General features: G+C 37.7%; 21 protein-coding genes. 4 read left to right on the plus strand and 17 right to left on the minus strand.

The window, feature by feature from the left end; genetic code table 11:
- Positions 1 to 157 precede the first annotated feature (157 nt).
- Entirely contained in the window at positions 158 to 463 is a 306-nt protein-coding gene (locus tag C9J36_RS14080; RefSeq protein ID WP_066168748.1) for a DUF4870 domain-containing protein, read from the minus strand.
- An 84-nt stretch (positions 464 to 547) separates the two neighbouring features.
- The gene (locus C9J36_RS14085) at positions 548 to 760 is read right to left on the minus strand and encodes an acyltransferase (RefSeq protein WP_066168745.1); all 213 of its coding nucleotides are present in this window, start codon (positions 758 to 760) and stop codon (positions 548 to 550) included.
- 188 nt (positions 761 to 948) lie between these two features.
- On the opposite strand from C9J36_RS14085, the gene C9J36_RS14090 reads away from it, so the two are divergent.
- Positions 949 to 2,268 (plus strand): globin-coupled sensor protein, encoded by a 1,320-nt coding sequence (locus C9J36_RS14090; protein ID WP_066168742.1) that lies wholly within the window; start codon positions 949 to 951, stop codon positions 2,266 to 2,268.
- A gap of 182 nt (positions 2,269 to 2,450) precedes the next feature.
- Here the strand turns inward: C9J36_RS14090 and C9J36_RS14095 are convergent, their stop codons facing one another.
- The 3 genes from C9J36_RS14095 to adh form a co-directional block, all read right to left on the minus strand.
- Positions 2,451 to 2,927 carry an acyl-CoA thioesterase gene (locus C9J36_RS14095; RefSeq protein ID WP_066168739.1) on the minus strand — a complete coding sequence of 159 codons (477 nt, stop codon included), beginning with the start codon at positions 2,925 to 2,927 and terminating at the stop codon, positions 2,451 to 2,453.
- A gap of 113 nt (positions 2,928 to 3,040) precedes the next feature.
- Positions 3,041 to 3,403 carry a DUF779 domain-containing protein gene (locus tag C9J36_RS14100; RefSeq protein WP_066168736.1) on the minus strand — a complete coding sequence of 121 codons (363 nt, stop codon included), beginning with the start codon at positions 3,401 to 3,403 and terminating at the stop codon, positions 3,041 to 3,043.
- Between the two features lie 20 nt (positions 3,404 to 3,423).
- Entirely contained in the window at positions 3,424 to 4,944 is a 1,521-nt protein-coding gene (gene adh, locus C9J36_RS14105; protein WP_066168732.1) for an aldehyde dehydrogenase, read from the minus strand.
- A 480-nt stretch (positions 4,945 to 5,424) separates the two neighbouring features.
- Between adh and rluF the strand changes: the two genes are divergently transcribed.
- Positions 5,425 to 6,126, plus strand: a complete 702-nt coding sequence (rluF, locus tag C9J36_RS14110; protein ID WP_066168729.1) for a 23S rRNA pseudouridine(2604) synthase RluF — start codon at positions 5,425 to 5,427, stop codon at positions 6,124 to 6,126.
- A gap of 18 nt (positions 6,127 to 6,144) precedes the next feature.
- The gene (locus C9J36_RS14115; RefSeq protein WP_235616082.1) at positions 6,145 to 6,867 is read left to right on the plus strand and encodes a DUF6904 family protein; all 723 of its coding nucleotides are present in this window, start codon (positions 6,145 to 6,147) and stop codon (positions 6,865 to 6,867) included.
- 1,037 nt (positions 6,868 to 7,904) lie between these two features.
- Here C9J36_RS14115 and C9J36_RS14125 read toward each other — a convergent pair.
- From C9J36_RS14125 to C9J36_RS14165, 9 genes are all read right to left on the minus strand, one after another.
- Entirely contained in the window at positions 7,905 to 8,420 is a 516-nt protein-coding gene (locus C9J36_RS14125) for a cupin domain-containing protein (RefSeq protein ID WP_107943506.1), read from the minus strand.
- Between the two features lie 77 nt (positions 8,421 to 8,497).
- A complete protein-coding gene (locus tag C9J36_RS14130) occupies positions 8,498 to 9,205 on the minus strand; it encodes an ABC transporter ATP-binding protein (protein ID WP_107943507.1) in 708 nt (235 codons plus the stop codon).
- Positions 9,189 to 9,977 carry an ABC transporter ATP-binding protein gene (locus C9J36_RS14135; RefSeq protein ID WP_107943508.1) on the minus strand — a complete coding sequence of 263 codons (789 nt, stop codon included), beginning with the start codon at positions 9,975 to 9,977 and terminating at the stop codon, positions 9,189 to 9,191. The genes C9J36_RS14130 and C9J36_RS14135 overlap by 17 nt, the downstream gene beginning before the upstream one ends.
- Positions 9,974 to 10,912 (minus strand): branched-chain amino acid ABC transporter permease, encoded by a 939-nt coding sequence (locus C9J36_RS14140; RefSeq protein WP_066168711.1) that lies wholly within the window; start codon positions 10,910 to 10,912, stop codon positions 9,974 to 9,976. Before C9J36_RS14140 ends, C9J36_RS14135 begins: the two co-directional genes overlap by 4 nt.
- A gap of 10 nt (positions 10,913 to 10,922) precedes the next feature.
- Positions 10,923 to 11,798, minus strand: coding sequence for a branched-chain amino acid ABC transporter permease (locus C9J36_RS14145; protein ID WP_107943509.1), 876 nt, complete (start codon positions 11,796 to 11,798; stop codon positions 10,923 to 10,925).
- Positions 11,799 to 11,870: 72 nt separating this feature from the next.
- Positions 11,871 to 13,094 (minus strand): ABC transporter substrate-binding protein, encoded by a 1,224-nt coding sequence (locus C9J36_RS14150; RefSeq protein ID WP_201261957.1) that lies wholly within the window; start codon positions 13,092 to 13,094, stop codon positions 11,871 to 11,873.
- A gap of 345 nt (positions 13,095 to 13,439) precedes the next feature.
- Positions 13,440 to 14,042, minus strand: a complete 603-nt coding sequence (locus tag C9J36_RS14155) for a class I SAM-dependent methyltransferase (protein ID WP_107943510.1) — start codon at positions 14,040 to 14,042, stop codon at positions 13,440 to 13,442.
- 127 nt (positions 14,043 to 14,169) lie between these two features.
- Positions 14,170 to 14,616: an SRPBCC family protein gene (locus C9J36_RS14160; protein ID WP_107943511.1), complete on the minus strand. Its 447-nt coding sequence runs from the start codon at positions 14,614 to 14,616 to the stop codon at positions 14,170 to 14,172.
- Positions 14,617 to 14,691: 75 nt separating this feature from the next.
- The gene (locus C9J36_RS14165; RefSeq protein ID WP_107943512.1) at positions 14,692 to 14,880 is read right to left on the minus strand and encodes a hypothetical protein; all 189 of its coding nucleotides are present in this window, start codon (positions 14,878 to 14,880) and stop codon (positions 14,692 to 14,694) included.
- A 229-nt stretch (positions 14,881 to 15,109) separates the two neighbouring features.
- Between C9J36_RS14165 and guaC the strand changes: the two genes are divergently transcribed.
- Positions 15,110 to 16,093, plus strand: a complete 984-nt coding sequence (gene guaC / locus C9J36_RS14170; RefSeq protein WP_107943579.1) for a GMP reductase — start codon at positions 15,110 to 15,112, stop codon at positions 16,091 to 16,093.
- 64 nt (positions 16,094 to 16,157) lie between these two features.
- Here the strand turns inward: guaC and C9J36_RS14175 are convergent, their stop codons facing one another.
- The 3 genes from C9J36_RS14175 to C9J36_RS14185 all read right to left on the minus strand — a co-directional run bounded on the left by C9J36_RS14175 (position 16,158) and on the right by C9J36_RS14185 (position 19,792).
- Positions 16,158 to 16,376 (minus strand): DUF1540 domain-containing protein, encoded by a 219-nt coding sequence (locus C9J36_RS14175; protein WP_066168697.1) that lies wholly within the window; start codon positions 16,374 to 16,376, stop codon positions 16,158 to 16,160.
- A 170-nt stretch (positions 16,377 to 16,546) separates the two neighbouring features.
- A complete protein-coding gene (locus C9J36_RS14180; RefSeq protein WP_235616083.1) occupies positions 16,547 to 17,779 on the minus strand; it encodes an ATP-binding protein in 1,233 nt (410 codons plus the stop codon).
- A gap of 528 nt (positions 17,780 to 18,307) precedes the next feature.
- Positions 18,308 to 19,792 (minus strand): malate:quinone oxidoreductase, encoded by a 1,485-nt coding sequence (locus tag C9J36_RS14185; protein ID WP_107943514.1) that lies wholly within the window; start codon positions 19,790 to 19,792, stop codon positions 18,308 to 18,310.
- Positions 19,793 to 19,890: the final 98 nt, after the last annotated feature.

Here is a 19,890-nt window from a genome sequence, read left to right on the forward strand (position 1 = left end):
GACTTTGACTATCTTTGACTTAATTATAAAAACAGCGAAATCGAAATGCAATTAAAAGACCTTACAATGTAAAAATTCAATTAAGAAGGACAAAATTAGCACAAAAAAAGCAAAACCTCTACATTCGAAGTTTTGCCATTTTTTATACTTTTAAAACTTATACCCAGCGTCCGACAATTGGATACTCCCATGTTGTTTCGTTGACCGCTTTGATAATACCGATAATCGGCACCACAAATAGCATTATAGAGAAGATAATTAAGAATGGAATACCAATTAATATCCAAGATAAAAATGCAGAAATTGTAATAAGCACCCACATCACACCTTGGAATAATAATGCCTGTATCGATAAACGCTTCACTTCACTATCTGTACTAATTAAGAAAAATAAAATAGGTACTAACACAGGTGCAAAAAATGCACTTGCATGAATAATTACTTTTGACCATTTGTCTTCCATAATGTATCAACCTCTCATTTTAAAAAGTTTGTACTTTATATACGGTAGAACATCATTGAAAGTTTCATTTTTTTAAGTTCCTAATTAATAAGGTCCTGTATCATCTGGATTATCTCCAGCCTGTGGGAAAAGGAAATAGGAAATAACAGCCGCGAAAAAGACAGCTCCTACAATAATCAAAAATTTGTGCAATGAAGGCACATCTTCAAATCTATTAAATAGCATCATTGTGGATGAAACTCCGACAACAGCTGTAAGTGGAACGACATACTTTAAACGTCCCTTATGAAATTTCATTGTTCGTTACTCCTTCATTAGTTGATACATTTAATTTTACCTTGTAGCTTCTAAAAAAACAAATCGAATCACGTATATACTTCCGATAAGAGATTGCAAAACTCGTATTTAAAATAGTACAATAGGAACGTTATGTTTTTTATTTTTTAAGATAGAGGAACTACATAAATTATGGGATGGAGAAAATAATGGCGAATTGGTTTACAAAAAAGACTACGGAACAATCAACTTTTTTCGAAACAGCAAAGTATATACAACAAGTTCAACTAGATGTTAATAATTACCCTGATTTAGCGAAACAACTACAATTGCTTAAATTGACAACAGAGGACTTAGCTATTTTGAAGCAGCTTCAACCATTTGCCAAAGATTTAGTCCCTATAATGGTCGAGCAATTTTATGGAGCAATTAGCTTACAATCCAATTTAGTAGCAATCATTCAAGAAAATTCGCATATCGACCGCCTAAAAGGCACATTAACTAAGCATTTAAACGATATTTTCGATAGTAAAATTAACACAGCCTATATAGAAGAGCGCAAAGTTATTGCACATGTACATGTGCGAATTGGCTTGAAATCGAAATGGTATATAGCATCCTTCCAATCATTAATGTCAACATTTATCGAATTTATTAATGATTTAGACTTATCAAAAAGGGAGTGTATTAGAGCTATTAATGCCTTCTCTAAAGTAATTAACTTTGAGCAGCAGCTTGTTATTGAAGCTTATGAAAACGAAGAGGAGCGCATCCGTCTAGAGCTCGAGGCATCTAAGCACGCATTGATTAATACACTGCAAGACACTTCGCGTGAACTAAGTTATACGAGTGAGGAAACATCTGCGTCACTCCAAACAATTTCTCATCAAGCAGGTGGCATTAGCTCTGCTACTGAGCAAGGCCTAGCTTTTGTTGCAGAAACAGAAGAGAAATCAAATTTAGGAAGAAGTCACCTAGAAACGCAAACACGTTTAATGGATACTATTTTAACAGGGGTAGAAACTTTAGAAGCCTCCATGGCTGCCCTACGTACATCTTCACAAAAGATTTCAGAAATTGTCGGTCTTGTGACAGGTATAGCAGACCAAACAAACCTGCTGGCATTAAACGCTTCCATTGAGGCTGCACGTGCAGGTGAACACGGGAAAGGCTTTGCGGTTGTGGCAGACGAGGTCAGAAAGCTGGCGGAAGAAACAAAAACAGCTGTCCAAAATGTAGCACACTTAATTAAAGAAACAGAAAACAACATTTTAAGCATGGCTAATTCTGTACAAGATGTAGACTCACAAGTGCAGCAAACTGTCGAAACACAGCAAAACCTTGCCGCATCATTTACTTCAATTACTGAGGCCGTATCTGGTATTAAACAGCAGTATATGAATACTACAGATGATATTCGCACAATTTCAAACTTAATTGCAGAGTTAACACAAGCATCTACAATCGTTGCTACATCCTCCGATGAATTATTGCAAATCGTGACGCAAATTAATAAGTTAGAAGATTGATTGGGAGCGTCCAAAAATCCGTGCGGTTGCCGGCGTTTTGGACGCTTTCGTTGTTGTTTTAGCAAAACATTTGTTCATTAATATAGAGTGAGCTTTCTTTGAAAATAAAAAAACACTAAGTTTAGCGGTACTTCCTCTAAACGAGAAGAAAAAATGAAAATTTCCTTTTCCAACAGCTTCCTTTAATATTGCAGTGCACGTTTTGCTTTACGGTATTCCCTACGTTTCGGTGCAGTTTCAAACAACCGTTTTTCCGTTTCTGTCTCGGGATAAACGGCAGGCACCTCCCTCGGTTTCCCTTCAGCATCAATGGCTACCATTGTTACGAAGGATTCCGTTGTTAAACGCTCCTCACGTGTTTTTAAATTACGGGTTACAACGCGCACATAAATTTCCATCGATGTACGTCCTGTCGATGTCACCAAACCTTCTAACTCTAATACATCCCCTACATAGGCAGGCGAAACAAAATCAACCGAATCGATAGAGGCTGTGACAACTTCCCCCTTAGCATGTGTCATCGCTGCAATTGCAGCAATTTCGTCAATATAAGCCAATACACGTCCCCCAAAAATTGAGCCATGATGGTTCGTATCTGGTGGAAGCACAAGACGTGCTTGAATTGTACGCGAATAGCTCATTGGTACTGCATTTCCCATGTACAACCTCTCCTTCAAGAGCAATCTTCTTTTTATGTTACATCCCAACACGTGGAAATTCAAATGTTTTGCGATAATAAAGACCGATTCGAAAACTCGAATCGGTCTTTATATTAATGCCCTATATTCAATTGTTGCTGCTCATCCTGTGTAAAAATACGCGACCTTGTCAGGAAGCGCTTACCTTCCACACCTTCCAATGAAAACATGCCGCCCCTCCCATCGACTACATCGATAATGAGCTGTGTATGCTTCCAATAATCATATTGATTTTTATGAATATAAAACGGCGCGCTACCAATCTCGCCAAGTAATATATCTTGGTCCCCCAGTAACAAATCCCCTTGCGGATAGCACATCGGGGAAGAGCCATCACAGCAGCCTCCAGATTGGTGGAACATGACAGGTCCATGGCGGTCGACTAATAAATTGATTAAATCGAGTGCTGCATCTGTCGCGATTACACGCTCAACCATTTTTTAGCACCTCCCCTAAATTAGAAGAAACCTGCACGATTTGGATCATAGCTTACTAATAAATTTTTCGTTTGCTGATAGTGACTCAACATCATTTTATGTGTTTCTCGTCCGATACCAGACATCTTATAACCACCGAATGCCGCATGTGCAGGGTATTGGTGGTAGCAGTTTGTCCAAACACGACCAGCCTGTATACCACGTCCGAAGCGATAAGCTGTATTCATATCACGCGTCCAAATACCTGAGCCTAAACCATATAATGTATCATTCGCAATTTCAAGCGCTTCTTCTTTTGTTTTGAATGTCGTTACGGCGACAACAGGTCCAAAAATCTCTTCTTGGAAAATGCGCATTTTATTATCGCCTTTGAAAACAGTCGGCTTAATATAGTATCCATCTGCAAAATCAGCATCCAATTGGTTACGTTCACCACCAATTAGACACTCTGCACCCTCCTGCTTACCGATATCTAAGTAAGAAAGGATTTTTTCCATTTGCTCTGTAGAAGCTTGTGCTCCCATCATCGTATTTGGATCAAGCGGATTACCAGTTTTAATCGCCTCTACTCTCTTCAGCACCCGCTCCATAAACTGGTCATAAATTGATTCTTGAATAAGTGCGCGCGAAGGACATGTACATACTTCCCCCTGATTTAAGGCAAACATTACAAAGCCTTCTACCGCTTTATCTAAAAACTCATCATCATGCGCCATAACATCCTCAAAGAAAATATTCGGTGATTTACCACCTAGCTCAAGCGTTACAGGAATAATATTTTGTGATGCATACTGCATAATTAAGCGTCCTGTTGTCGTTTCACCTGTAAAGGCGATTTTCCCTATGCGCGGGCTCGATGCTAGTGGTTTACCAGCTTCTAAGCCGAAACCATTTACAATATTAACAACACCTGGTGGTAATAAATCTGCGATTAGCTCCATTAGCACTAAAATCGAGACAGGTGTTTGCTCTGCTGGTTTTAGCACAACGCAGTTTCCTGCCGCTAACGCAGGTGCAAGCTTCCATGTCGCCATTAAAATCGGGAAGTTCCATGGAATAATTTGTCCTACTACCCCAATCGGCTCGTGGAAATGATAAGCTACCGTATTATCATCAATTTGGCTGAGTGAGCCTTCTTGTGAACGGAGGACACCAGCAAAATAACGGAAATGGTCAATTGCCAACGGAATATCCGCATTTAAAGTTTCCCGTACTGCCTTCCCATTCTCCCAAGTTTCAGTTACAGCCAGCATTTCAAGATTGGCTTCCATACGGTCCGCAATTTTCAATAAAATATTGCTACGTTCTGTTGGTGAAGTACTGCCCCACGCATCTTTGGCATCATGTGCTGCATCGAGTGCAAGCTCAATATCCTCCTCTGTAGAGCGCGCCACTTGTGTGAACACTTTCCCTGTCACAGGTGTAGGATTATCAAAATATTGCCCTTTCGTAGGTGGCGTCCATTTCCCTCCAATATAATTGTCATAACGTTCCTTAAAATGAATCAATGCCCCTTCAGTGTTTGGAAATGCATATACCATTCAATTCTCTCCCCTTCGTTATGAATATTAGATCATACCCTATATGCTATGCTGTAACTTGTGCTAGTAGAAAGGTAGTCTTATATATTATATTGTCAGAAAAAGTGGAATATTTCAAATTTTATTACTCTCACTTTTCATCTTTCATTTTCGGTCCATTACATTAAAAGCAAGAAATACAGTCTCTCCTAATATTTTTTGCTATACTTTTAATAAAGGTGACCTATTAGTTAGGCAAAGGAACGTTAACCTTTCTACTTGCAAGCTACCAAAGCAAGTTATCTACTTTTCGACATAGTAATGATAGATTACCTCTACCTTCAAATAAAATGAAAATCTGCTTTTCATTTTAAGCACGGAGGATATAGTGTTTATCCCATTTTCAAAGAAAAGCGTTACTATCGGAACGTCCGAAAAGCAGTGTTGCGACACCGCTTTTCAGACACCCCTACATTATCTAAATTAAAGGATTGAGAATCGATGCGTATTAACAAATTTTTAGCTGAAACAGGTGCGGTATCACGACGTGGTGCAGATAAATGGATTGAAGAAGGACGAATTACGATTAACGGAGAGCTCGCTACAATTGGTAGTAAGGTGCAGGTGGGGGATATTGTCTGTGTAGATGGTCAGCCCGTTACAAGAGAAGAACAGCTCGTTTACATTGCACTAAATAAGCCCGTTGGCATTACGAGCACAACCGAAAAACATATTAAGGGTAATGTAGTGGACTTCATTAATCACCCACTGCGTATTTTTCATATTGGACGTTTAGATAAGGATTCAGAAGGACTACTATTATTAACGAATGATGGAGATATCGTCAATGAAATTTTACGTGCTGAGCACCATCATGAAAAGGAATATATCGTCCAAGTGGATAAGCCAATTACGGAGAACTTTCTACAAAGAATGGCATCTGGTGTCGATATTTTAGATACGACAACATTACCTTGTCGCGTCGAAAAAATATCGAACAATGTTTTCAAAATTATTTTAGAGCAAGGCTTAAATCGCCAAATTCGCCGCATGTGCACGGCGCTTGGCTACTCAGTTAAAAGACTACAGCGCATTCGCATTATGAACATTCATTTAGGCAACTTAAAAGTCGGGCAATGGCGAGACTTAACAGAGCAAGAGCGAAAAGTATTATTCAAGCAACTAAACTATAAACAATCGTAGCACAAGTCTGGGGGAAAGATGATGCTTACAATTCAACCAACACCACTATTAACAGGGGCGCGCATTAGCGGCGATTATTGGGACATCGACCAGCTAGTTAATGCGATTTACTATATTGCAGGTGATGCCAAGCGCTACTATGATTACCAAGGAGCACGCAACCGCATCTTGAATATGTGCTATAAGCTTCGGCAGGCGACAAAGGGCGAAGAACAAATCGAATATGTAGCAAACGGTGTTAATCGTGGCATGCAAATAAAGCAAAAAATGATGATGCCCGAAAAAAACATTTACTTTGCAGCTAATATTTTATGGCCAGAGTTATTATTTACAGCCATTGCATGTAACGATTTTATCCGTTTACATCAAGAGCTAATCGACGATTCTCCTTGGAATCAGCATATCGCAACCGTACGTAACTTCCAAGCGCTCGTTGCAGACAGTTTACTAGAATTGATTGACGAGGAGCATTATGCCGTTTTCCTACATGTACTAAATGAAAAAACACCTGCCTATTTCCGCTATGCAACGCAATATGTCGATGTGCTTAATATCGAGTACCTTGCTTTGTCACAGGAAGAGCGGGCAGCACATCTTTCGGCATTTGCCATTCGTTTAGTTGTAGAGGGCGAGGATTACCAGTTATTATTAGACCAACTTATGCAGGCTGCAAAAGAAACAAAGCATACATTGCATGAACTACAAATCTCTTTGAAATATCCTGATTTTATTGATTGGTAGTAATAGAAGGTGAAGACTCAATGATATAAAGGTTTTCTGGTTTTGATACTAAAGAATTTCAGAATCATAAAAGGAGGAGCTTTTTAAAATTCTTTTGTTTGGATAGTCTAAATAACTGTTAGATGAAATTCTTGTTATAAATCTGAACGTTCTTGTGCATTAGTTTGGTACAGAATGGTGTTGATTTTAAGTTGAAATATATTTAAAATTTCTTAAAGAAACGAACATAGCAATTTATACCCACTTGCTATGTTCGCTTTGGAATAAACAGAAATATGCAAGTAGGTTGAAAGAAATGACATCTAAATTATTTGAGAAGTATAACAAACGAGCATTGAAAATTGAAGAATCTGACGATATAGAGCGATTTCGAAGGTTTTTATTGGTAATATTGAGATAAGAAGGTTATTTCATGAAAGATATTTTGTTTTTAGCAGTGTTATCTATTATTATATTTTTTATTATTTATTATGTCATTGGTAGAGATATAGGTATGTCGTTGATGCTTAGCATAGGATTTTTTCTGTTATTTAGTTTATATCCTTTTCTGAAAAGAAAGATAGATGAGATGAGTAAATGAAGTATCTTATTGTCTTGTTCTAACTTAGGAGTTGTCCGAAAAGTCCATTTTGTTTTGACACCTAATTGAAATAAATGTTTTCATCGCTTCCCTTTTACTGAAGGATAACGCTGCTAAAGCCAATGTTCACCCCATTTTTAAAAGAGGCGTTCTCTGCTTATATGATGCGAAACATCATCGCTACTGTCCAAAATGCCGGCTATGCACGGCTTTTTGGACAGCCCCTTTCTTCTACTTCTCGTTTTTTTATTTGCGCATTTGTAGTGTCGATTCCCACCATACTAAATGGTAAACACAAATTAATGTTAATACGACTTTTTAAAAATGATGTAGCTTTCATAATACCTCTTTCCACGAACAAGGTTATCATAAGGAATGATGACAATGCTTTTTTCAGACAAAAATAATGTTCATTCGACAAAAGAGATAGGGTTTAAAATAACATGACTTTTCAAAATCATATTGAAGAGTTGGTATTGCCTTTGCTCACATACGCCATCTTGCGAATAACCGCCTCATGCTGTGGATAGTTTGCTAATAGCTCATCCAGTGTGAACAGCTCAAAATCAGCAAAATCAAAACCGGGTGCAACCATGCAACCGACTAAGCTGAATGTAGCTGCCTCATCAACGGACGAGCCAAAAATCGTATGCTTCGGCACTAAAATTTGCGGTGTTTCTCCTTCAGCAATATTTAAACCAAGCTTCTTTGCCTCATACGTCCCATCTGGATAAATCATATGTACCGTTAATGGGCTTCCCGCATGGTAATACCATAATTCATCCGACTGTAAACGATGTAGATGAGAAATATCCTGTGAACGCAATAGAAAATATATGCTCGTATAAATTGGGCGCAAAACATCGCGCGTTGCTATTTCCTCATTAGCACGGAAGCTGGACTTATAATAGCCGCCCTCTGGATGTGCTTCAAGCTGCAACTGCTCAATGTAAAACTGTGCTGACTGTGTCATCTATTATCTCTCCTTTCATTTATCACATTAACGAAAAAAGAGCTGCCTTGCAAATTGTGCAAGACAACTCCCCCCTATTACAGCCCACCAAGATAAGCCGCTTTTACCTCATCGCTCTCCTGTAGCTCTTTTGCTGAACCCGATAAAACTATTTTACCTGTTTCTAAAACATAAGCTCGGTGTGCAACAGATAGTGCCATATTCGCATTTTGTTCAACTAATAGCACCGTCACACCTTCTTTATTGACCATTTCAATAATGTTGAAAATATTTTTTACCATTAAAGGTGCAAGACCCATTGATGGCTCATCCATTAAAATTAGCTTTGGCTTAGCCATTAGAGCACGTCCCATTGCAAGCATTTGCTGCTCGCCACCCGATAGTGTTCCTGCTAGCTGTTTATTACGCTCTAAAAGACGTGGAAACAGCTCATAAACATGGTCCATATCTTTTTTTATGCCTTCTCTATCTTTACGCAAATAGGCACCTAGCTCCAAATTTTCCTCTACCGTCATATTAGCAAAAACGCGACGCCCCTCCGGTACATGGGAAATTCCTGCCTTTACGATGGATTGTGCTGCCTTACCATCAATAGCTGAGCCTAAATATTCAATAGAGCCCTTTTTTGGCTTAAGCAAGCCAGATAACGTCTGAAGGAGCGTGCTTTTCCCAGCGCCATTCGCACCAATTAACGTAACAATCTCACCTTCATTTACTTCCAAGGAGATACCTTTTAATGCTTGGATATTACCATAATACACACTGATATCATTCACTTTCAGCATCTTCTGTTACCTCCTCTCCTAAATACGCCTCAATCACTTTTGGATTTGAACGAATTTCTGCTGGCGACCCTTCGGCAATTAGCTGACCATGGTCGAGCACATAAATCCGCTCACAAATCCCCATAACTAAACTCATATCATGCTCAATCAATAAAATAGTTAAATTAAATTCTTTTCGAATAAATGCAATAAGATCCATTAATTCTTTCGTTTCCTGCGGATTCATCCCCGCTGCCGGCTCATCTAATAACAAAAGTTGTGGTCCTGCCGCAAGTGCACGTGCAATTTCTAAGCGGCGTTGCATCCCATATGGTAAATTTTTCGATAACTCGTCTCGATACACATCTAAGCCAAAAATCTTTAAAAATGCGAGAGATTCCTCCTCCATTTTTTCCTCACCAGAAAAATGCTTTGGCAGTCGGAAAATAGAAGTCAAAATATTATGATTCGCCAAAGAGTGATTTGCTACCTTTACATTATCTAGCACAGACAGCTCTTTAAATAAACGAATATTTTGGAACGTACGGCTAATGCCCCCACGTGTTACTTTATATGGGTCTAATCCTTGAATTTGCTTACCATCAAAATTGATTATTCCTTCCGTTGGTGCGTACACACCTGTCAACATATTAAATGTCGTTGTTTTACCAGCACCATTTGGTCCAATTAATCCAATAAGCTCTCCTTTATTCATATACATATTCACATTTTGTACAGCCTTTAAACCGCCAAATTGAATACCTAAGCCATCGACTTTAAGAAGTGTACTCATATTTTCGTACCTCCCTTTTTACCGAACTTAAATATATCTGTAATTTCCTTTGTCCCCATTAAGCCTTTCGGACGGTATAGCATCACTAAAATTAATACAAGTGAATAAATAATCATACGTGTCTCAGGGAATCCTTGTAAATATGTCGAAACGAATGTTAAGAAAATTGCCGCAAGAACTGAACCAGATAAACTACCTAATCCTCCAAGTACAACTAAAATTAAAATATCAAAGGATTTTAAGAAGCCAAAAGCAGTTGGCTGAATAATGTAGAAATTATGCGCATAAATGGCGCCTGCTACCCCAGCGAAAAACGAGCCGAGTGCAAATGCTGCTACCTTATAATAAGTCGTGTTAATCCCCATCGCATCCGCCGCTATCTCATCTTCGCGGATTGAAATACATGCTCGACCGTGACGTGAATTTGTAAAGTTAGAAATAATTAAAATCGTAACAACTACACCGATAAAGGCATAAGTCCAGTTTGATTGATGCGTTACTTGCATCCCTGCTGCCCCACCAACATAATCAATATTTAAAAAGACAATACGAATAATCTCTGCAAAGCCGAGTGTAGCAATGGCTAAATAGTCCCCTCTTAAACGTAAAGTTGGAATACCTACTAATAGACCTGCTAACATTGCAACAACTGCACCAGCTAGAATGGCAACTACAAATGGCATGCCAAGCTTCATCGTAAAGATTGCTGATATGTAAGCACCTACTGCTAAAAATCCTGCGTGTCCAATCGAAAACTGCCCTGTTACACCAATAACAAGATGTAAGCTAACTGCTAACATTATGTTAATACACATTGTAATAAGCATATTTTGATAATGCATATTGACCATACCGAAAGAAATAAGAGTTTGTACAATTGCATAAAGCGCAATTGCCCCTACTGCATAGCCCCAAAAAACTTTAGACGTTTTCATCCCAGCTCACCTACACTTTCTCACGAGCATTTTTACCGAAAATACCCGCTGGTCGTAAAATTAAAATTAAGATTAAAATAACGAATGCTGCTGCATCTCGCCATAAAGAAAACCCGAGTGCACTAACAACTGTTTCTACTACCCCTAGCACAAGACCACCAGCCATTGCACCCGGAATAATGCCAATACCACCTAAAACGGCTGCAACGAATGCCTTTAAGCCTGGTAATACGCCCATTAATGGGTCGATTCTCGTATAATATATACCGAAAATAACCCCTGCTGCTCCAGCTAACGCCGAGCCAATTGCAAATGTCGCTGAAATTGTATTGTCTACATTAATACCCATTAAACGTGCTGCATCAGCATCATGCGAAACGGCACGCATCGCCTTACCGATTTTCGTACGGTGTACAATAAACTGTAATAATAGCATTAAAACAATTGATACCGTCAAAATAAAAATAGATTTCGTATCAATTTGTACACCTAAGACTTCTATAGATGTACTTGCAAAAACTGTTGGATATGCTTCCGGTGATGCACCACGGAAGAAAATAACTGTGTATTCAATTAACAGAGATACCCCGATAGCTGTAATTAATGCGGCAATGCGCGTTGCATTGCGTAGACGCTTATAAGCTACCCTTTCAATAATAACCCCTATTACTGCACATAAAATCATCGCCATTAATAAAGCTGGAATAAAATGCATATCCCATCTAGCAATTGCAAAGAAGCCGATAAAGGCACCAAGCATGAAAACGTCACCATGTGCAAAGTTAATTAATTTGATAATTCCATAAACCATCGTATATCCAAGGGCAATTAACGCATATATACTTCCGAGTGAAATCCCATTTACGAGTTGCTGTATCCATTCCATTATTCTCACTCCTTTAATTTAACGGTAAAAAAGGGAGGCCAACGCTCGCCCCCCTTTCATGTCACTTAACGATTAAGGATTCACTTTAGAGTTGAACACTTGATTGCCGTCTTTGAATTCAAGAACTGTTGCCGATTTAACTGGGTTGTGTTTTTCATCTACTGTAAATGTACCTGTCACTAAGCCTAAATCTTTTGTTTCAGCTAACATATTTTTAATCATTTCGCCTGTCACATCATCACCCGCACGCTCAATTGCATCCTTCAAGTAGTATACAGTGTCATATCCTAAAGCGTGGAAAGCATTTGGAGCTTGGTTGTATTTCCCTTTGAATGCTTCTACAAACTTCTGAATTGTCGCATCAGGATCCTCGGATGAATAGTGATTTGTAATGAATGTATTGTTTAATGCATCTTTTCCAGCTAAGTCAACTAAAGTCGGTGAATCCCAACCATCAGCCCCCATTAATGGCGCTGTGATACCTAGCTCACGTGCTTGCTTAACAATTAAACCTACTTCCTCATAGTAACCTGGAATGAAAATGAAATCTGGGTTTGCCCCTTTAATATTCGTTAATGTCGATTTGAAATCTACATCTTTTGCTACATAAGCTTGTTCAATGACAACTTTTCCACCGTTCGCTTCAATTGTTTCCTTAAACGATGCAGCTAAGCCTTTTGCATAGTCAGAAGCATTATCAGCAAAAATTGCTACATTTTTTGCGCCTAGTTCATTCGTTGCAAAGTTTGCCGCTACAGTTCCTTGGAATGGGTCGATAAAGCATGTACGGAATGCAAATTCATTAATTGAACCGTCCGCATTTTCTGTTACGTTTGGTGCAGTTCCAGATGCTGTTACAACAGGAACTTTATATTGATTGGCAATTTGTACAGTTGCTACTGTATTCCCAGATGTTGCTGGACCAATCATTGCAACAACCTTCTCCTGCTCTGCTAAACGAATCGCAGCAGATGTTGCCTCAGAGTTTTCAGATTTATTATCCACTTTGATTAACTCAATTTTTTTACCGTTAATGCCGCCATTTGCATTAATTTCCTCTACCGCTAATGTTGCGCCATCACCAATTGATGAGCCGTATGATGCTACTGCACCAGATAATTCAAGGTTAGCCCCAATTTTGATTGTATCGCCAGAAGCAGAGTTACCACTGCCTGATGATCCACCGTTTGATGACGAACTTCCGCCAGAATCAGCGCCACAACCTGCTAATGCACCAGCCAAAACTGAAGTTGCTAAGAATATAGAAGCAAATTTCTTTAGTTTATAATTTTTCATAATTATAAAACACCCTCTCATCAATTTTCTAATGTTTAGTATTTTCAGATAATTATACATAAAACATTCGTCCTGCACAATATAATTTTAAATATTCCGAAATATCTAGTTAAATTAAGTATTCAGATATTTCAGGCTCCTGTATTGTACTTGATTTTTATTATTACGTCCATACCTTTTTAATATTTTTTGCTCTTGATTTTCTCCAAATTTACCCCCTATTAACAGGCTGTAAAACCCCCCTTTCAAAATTTAAAATGAAGTCAAAGTAGTTTAAGTAGAGGTTGTTTCACCCTATAGGTACGAACTCCTACGATAGCTTCAACTAACATAGAAGTTCAACATTTAAAATAATAGCGTATAAACACATATACGTTCATTAGCATTTGACTCCCCTTCTAAACGCACTTCTTTCCGTAGTGTAAAAGGCGTTTCTTGTTCAAGGTAAAACAAGTAATCAATTGCAGGATAGTATAGAATAATATGAATATTTCTTGGGTTGTATTCAAATGAGTATAGTATGTTCGCTACTACTTTACGGAAAATATCAATAGAAAATGGATTGAAAAAGAAAAATACATTATCCTCTTTTTTCACAATATATCGCTCTGCTATCATACGAAAAAATGTAATAGGTACATGCTTTTTCTGCGCCTTTTCTAAATATGCTTCTCTATTTTGTTGTGCTTCAATAAAAAATTTCTCATCCATCTCAATACCAACAACAGGAATATGGAAGCGGTAATGAATATAAATGGGAACACGTCCCTTGCCACAGCCAATATCAACAAAAGTAGCATTGTCGGGCAATGTATAATTCTCAAAAAGCTGCTCAAGTCCTGTATATGGCGTAGGCTCATATCGGTGGTAATGCGCCAACTTTGGAAAACCATATTGAAAGCCAGCAGTATTTATTCGTAATAACTTTTCAAAATCATGCTCTTTCACCGCATTTGCCTCCTTTCATCAAACATGCATCATAATTGCTAATGAAAAATTTATAAATTCTTTTCAAATTTTGATGAAAGTCTCACCGCACAGCTTTCCAACTAGCCCTCACTGTGTACATAGCAAATTAATTACTTACCTTACTCACTTCTCGTGCCATTGATTGTACGAGTGTTTCCACCGTCTTTGGTACAAAGCCTTCTAATACAGGATTAATCATCGCGGCCAAAAAGCCACCAGCAGTCATCGTTAGGCTCCCAGTTAATGAATAATTACCGTCAGTAGCTGGAGCTATTTCAAAATAGCCACTACCATTAATATTGTCAGATAAGCCGACTAAGTTAAAAGCTAATTTCTCCCCAGCTACGCTTGCTGTTTCCTCTAATTGTAATTTTACAGCCTTCTGTATAATACCAAAATCCCCTTGAAATACCCAAATCATTTGCTGTGCAGTAGGAAATTCATGATGTAGATAACCCGGAATTAATACTGCCCAGCTCCCTTTATCTTGAATAAATTGCCATAATGCCTCTTTCGTAATTTGAATTGTTTCTTGATGAACACTTGTTGCCATTTCTAAATCCCCCCTAAACAATTAATTACACCCCTGCTACTTGTTTTTCCGTATTGAAGACATTAGCTATACACTTCATTCAGAATTGACACAAGTAACCAAATATTTGCTGAAGTCAATTACGCCTTCGCATAATTGCGTCCAAATTTTTTCAAGCTCGTTTAAAAACTCCCCTTCAAAATCTGTGACATCCGCCAGAGGCTTAACTTGAATCAGCAGGGAACTTGAGTCTCCCTCTGATTTAAAATATTTTTTTGCATTCATCCCTCCACTTATAGAAGTGGGAGATTTCTACTGAATCAAGTTAAAACAAATATACTTCATATAGTAGCAAATAGCGTGTTTTTTAACAATAAAAGGTGAAATTAGCCCCATAATTTTATCTATTCATTACGTTTCCTTTGACATTTGTTTTAAAATCGGGTAAATTACCAAATGGCGAACATTTTCGCTCATAATAAAAAAAATATTCGTTTTTAGAGGTGTTTATATGATGGATAACGTATTTGATTATGAAGACATTCAATTAATTCCTAATAAATGTATTGTAGACAGCCGTTCACAATGTGATACGTCTGTTACACTTGGCGGACATAAATTTCGATTACCAGTAGTACCTGCTAATATGCAAACAATCATTGATGAAAAAATTGCTTTAATGTTAGCTGAACAGGGCTATTTTTACATTATGCATCGCTTCAATCCTGAAACACGCGTTAATTTTATTAAAGATATGCACGCCCGTGGCTTGATTGCTTCAATTAGTGTTGGTGTAAAAGAAGAAGAATACGCTTTTGTTGAGCAATTAGCGGCTGACAACCTAGTGCCTGAATTTATTACAATTGATATCGCACACGGTCATTCTAATGCTGTTATTCGCATGATTCAGCATCTGAAAAAGCACTTACCAAACAGCTTCGTTATCGCAGGAAACGTAGGAACTCCAGAAGCTGTACGAGAGCTTGAAAATGCTGGTGCTGATGCGACAAAAGTAGGGATTGGACCGGGTAAAGTTTGTATTACAAAAATTAAAACGGGCTTCGGTACAGGCGGCTGGCAATTAGCAGCTTTACGCTGGTGTGCAAAGGCTGCAACAAAACCAATTATTGCAGATGGCGGCATTCGCACACACGGCGATATCGCAAAATCTGTACGCTTTGGTGCTACGATGGTTATGATTGGTTCATTATTCGCAGGTCATGAGGAATCACCAGGTGAAACAATTGAAATCGATGGCAAACTAGTCAAAGAATATTTTGGTTCAGCCTCTGAATTCCAAAAAGGTGAAAAGAAAAATGTCGAAGGGAAAAAAATGTACGTCGACCACAAGGGGCCATTAAAGGAGACATTAATTGAAATGGAGCAAGACTTACAATCATCCATTTCATATGCTGGCGGCACAAAGCTTGATGCCATTCGAACTGTTGACTATGTCATCGTGAAAAACTCTATTTTTAATGGGGATAAAGTATATTAAAATAAACAAAATAGACGTCCCCAAAGCAGCGCTGTGGCACTACTTTGGGGACGTTTCCTTACTCCTATACATCCTTAGGTCTAAATGTATTACAGCACGTTTCAAAGGAATAGCGAGCCTTTTCTGGGTTAGCATGCAAATCAAAATCGCGCGCAAACTCCATATTGCTTTTTTTGCTTATACGCTCATCCATATCCACTTGAATCCGCTCTGCGCCGCAAAGATCACCTTTGGCATGAAAAATACAATTCACCACTGTACAGTTCACTTCTACTTGTGGCATTGTTCTCCTCCTCCGTCATATTTAGCAGAAAATAGAGCAAACTATCTCTATTTCTTATAAAGTATTATGCCCATTGGGAGGAGCTTTCATAATCTAAAAAAGAAAGTACATACTATATCCAAAGTTGTTTGGAAAGACTAAAACAAGTTTTTCAAACCGCTCTAGTTACACTAAAATTTCAATGGAATCTCCACATACGCAACTGTTTCTGAATCATTTTTAGAATAAAGTGAAATTTGTCCATCATATTTTTCAACAATGCTTTTAACGATAAATAACCCTTGTCCATGCACTTTATCTTTTTCTTCTCGTTTTGTAGAGTATCCTTGCTCAAAAATTGGCGCATTTGGTGAAATTTTAGGCCCTGTATTTGTTATTTGGAAAATGTACTTTTTAAAATCGACTGTGCAATCTACAACAATTTTTCGCTGTTCTTCTGGTAATACAATCGTTGCATCAATCGCATTATCAATAAGATTTGATAAAATCTTAATTAAATCTATCGTTTTTATATAATCAAAGGAGCTTTGCGCAACTGTAAAACTCATATCAATTTGATTATTTTGTGCAGCTAGCTTCTTCGTTTGTAACAAGATAGCAAGACCTGGGTGATTAATATCTAATTTAATCGATTCCAGTGTTTGCACTTCCTTGCTTAAAGCCTCAACATACTGCCTTGCTTGCTCTGCTTCTCTTAATTGTAAAAAGCCATATAACACTTGAATATGGTTCGTAAAATCATGTCTTAAAGAAGAAACAGATGTAATTAATGATTTAATCTCTGTTTGATATGTATCTTCTGTTTCATCAACTTCCTTCGCTAGCTCCTTTTGATACCAGCGTTGAATTAAAAAGAATGAAGTGATAGTAATAATAATTAAAGCACCATTAAAAATAAACAGTAAAATGTTATTTTCTAAAATATCCTTTTTAATGTTATCTAAGGAACTTGCACTTAAATCAATTCCTAAATAACCGATTACCTGCTCAGCCTCATCTTTAATTGGGACACCTACAGTTAAATACGTGCCGTATTTTGAGTCTTCCACAAAATCCGTTACAAACGGCGTTCCTTGGAAAAATGCCTCCCTTACGAATTTTTTAGGTATTAAGCAAATTTCCCCTATTGGATAATCATCAGATTGCTCTTCGTTAACAGGCTGACCAACAACCATTGCTCTTGCGATACTTGGATTATTAATTTCCATTGTATACATATATAACGCACCCGTTTTATCTTTAGCATCGCTTAAATAACTTCTAATGGCCCAATAGTAATTATTTTTTTCTGGATTTCCTAAAAATCTTTTATATGTTTTCATATCAATCGACCGAGCAATTGATTCACCAATTGAAAGGCTTTGACTAATAATGGACTCTTCTACAGTATTCTTCATCTTCATATAGGAAATCACCACATTTGCTGTAGTGAAAAGAAGGAGTAGCATTATCGAAAGAGCCATTATAACTTTTATATTTTTATTTTTCATACAACATTATAAGTCCTCTATAATTATTTTCTTTATGATTCTATTTATTCAATATTAACTGGCTGTAAGGATATAACTTTCGATTCATACAGTTTTGGTTATGTAAGTATTTCCCCAAAATATAAAATCAACAATCTGTAAGGATAAAGGCTTACTTTATACATACTACTACAATTGTACCATAAATTCCTTGCACAAATTCCCATTAGACAACTGTTTTTTCTCTGATTTATTTCATGTTTAGACCTAAAAAATTTTTTACCTTAATCTTATCTGTCAATTAGTAGGTTAATTTTACCCATGAAAAGCGGAGCCGTCGAAAAGACTAACTCATTATTGATACAACGAATATGGAATTTCTACTTATTTATTTTAATAGAACACAAAAGAAACGCCTGAAAAGAAGTGCTTTGCACGCTTTTCAGACGTCCCCGTTTTTAATTATTTGTTGAATTGTAATACCTCTGCTGTTGAAGCGTGAATTTCTTCTAAAAGTGCTGGGTTGTCCATTAATTTTTGACCAAATGATGGAATCATTTCTTTAATTTTTGGCTCCCATTTTTTCAGCTCTTGTGGGAAGCAGCGCTTGATTACTTCAAGCATAACTGGAACGGCTGTTGAAGCACCTGGTGAAGCACCTAATAATGCTGCAATTGAGCCGTCAGCCGCGCTAACAACTTCCGTACCAAATTGTAGCGTGCCTTTTCCGCCTGCCTCTGTGTCTTTAATTACTTGTACACGTTGACCTGCGACAATTACTTCCCAATCCTCTGATTTTGCATTAGGAACAAAATCACGTAGCTCGTCCATGCGTTGTTCTTTTGATAATAATAGCTGTTGAATTAAATATTTTGTTAAAGACATTTCTTTCGCGCCACAAGCAAGCAATGTTAAAATATTATGCGGCTTAATCGATGCTACTAAATCCATATTTGAGCCTGTTTTTAAGAACTTCGGTGAGAAGCCTGCGAACGGTCCAAATAATAGGGATTTTTTTCCATCAATATAGCGTGTATCTAAATGTGGAACTGACATTGGTGGTGCGCCAACCGCTGCCTTCCCATATACTTTTGCATGATGTTGGTTAATAATTTCTTCATTTTTACATTGTAAAAATAATCCACTGATTGGGAATCCACCGATATGCTTCCCTTCAGGAATACCTGTTTTTTGCAATAGCTCTAAGCTTCCACCACCTGCGCCGAGGAAGACGAATTTCGCCTTATGGTATTCCATTCTGCAGCCGTCTTTATCATGGACTTTTACTTCCCATAATCCATTTTTCATACGGTTTATGCTGTGTACACTATGTTTAAAGTTTACTTCTACACTTTGGTTTTCTAAGTTTTTAACGAGCATACGTGTTAAAGCACCAAAGTTCACATCCGTACCTGTATCAATTTTAGTAGCGGCAATTGGCTCATTAGACTTGCGGTCGTTCATAATAAGTGGAATCCACTGTTTTAGCGTTTCTGGATTATCTGAAAACTCCATACCTTTAAATAGTGGATTTTGAATCATTGTTTCAAAACGTTTTTTCAAAAACACTACATTATCTGCACCTTGCACCATACTCATATGAGGTAGCGGCATAATAAAATCTTGCGGGTTGTCGATTAGTTTATTTTGCACTAAGTATGACCAAAACTGCATTGAAACTTGGAATTGCTCGTTTACATTAATTGCTTTGCTGATGTCAATTGAGCCGTCAGATTTTTCAGAAGTATAGTTCAGCTCACATAATGCAGCATGTCCTGTCCCTGCATTATTTAATTCGTGAGAGCTTTCCTCACCCGCTTTATCAAGCTGCTCAAACACTGTAATTTTCCAATCTGGCGCTAATTCTTTAAGGATTGCCCCCAAAGTAGCACTCATTATTCCGGCACCAATTAAGATAACATCTGATTGTGTATGTCTGTTACTCATTTTTACCTTCCTCATTATATATTAAGATTTGTAGAAAAATAGACGCCCTATTTTCCTATATCATTTATTACCTTATAGCAGTGTATCACAATTCCGCC

The organism is Metasolibacillus fluoroglycofenilyticus, from assembly GCF_003049645.1.
Taxonomy (GTDB): Bacteria; Bacillota; Bacilli; order Bacillales_A; family Planococcaceae; genus Metasolibacillus; species Metasolibacillus fluoroglycofenilyticus.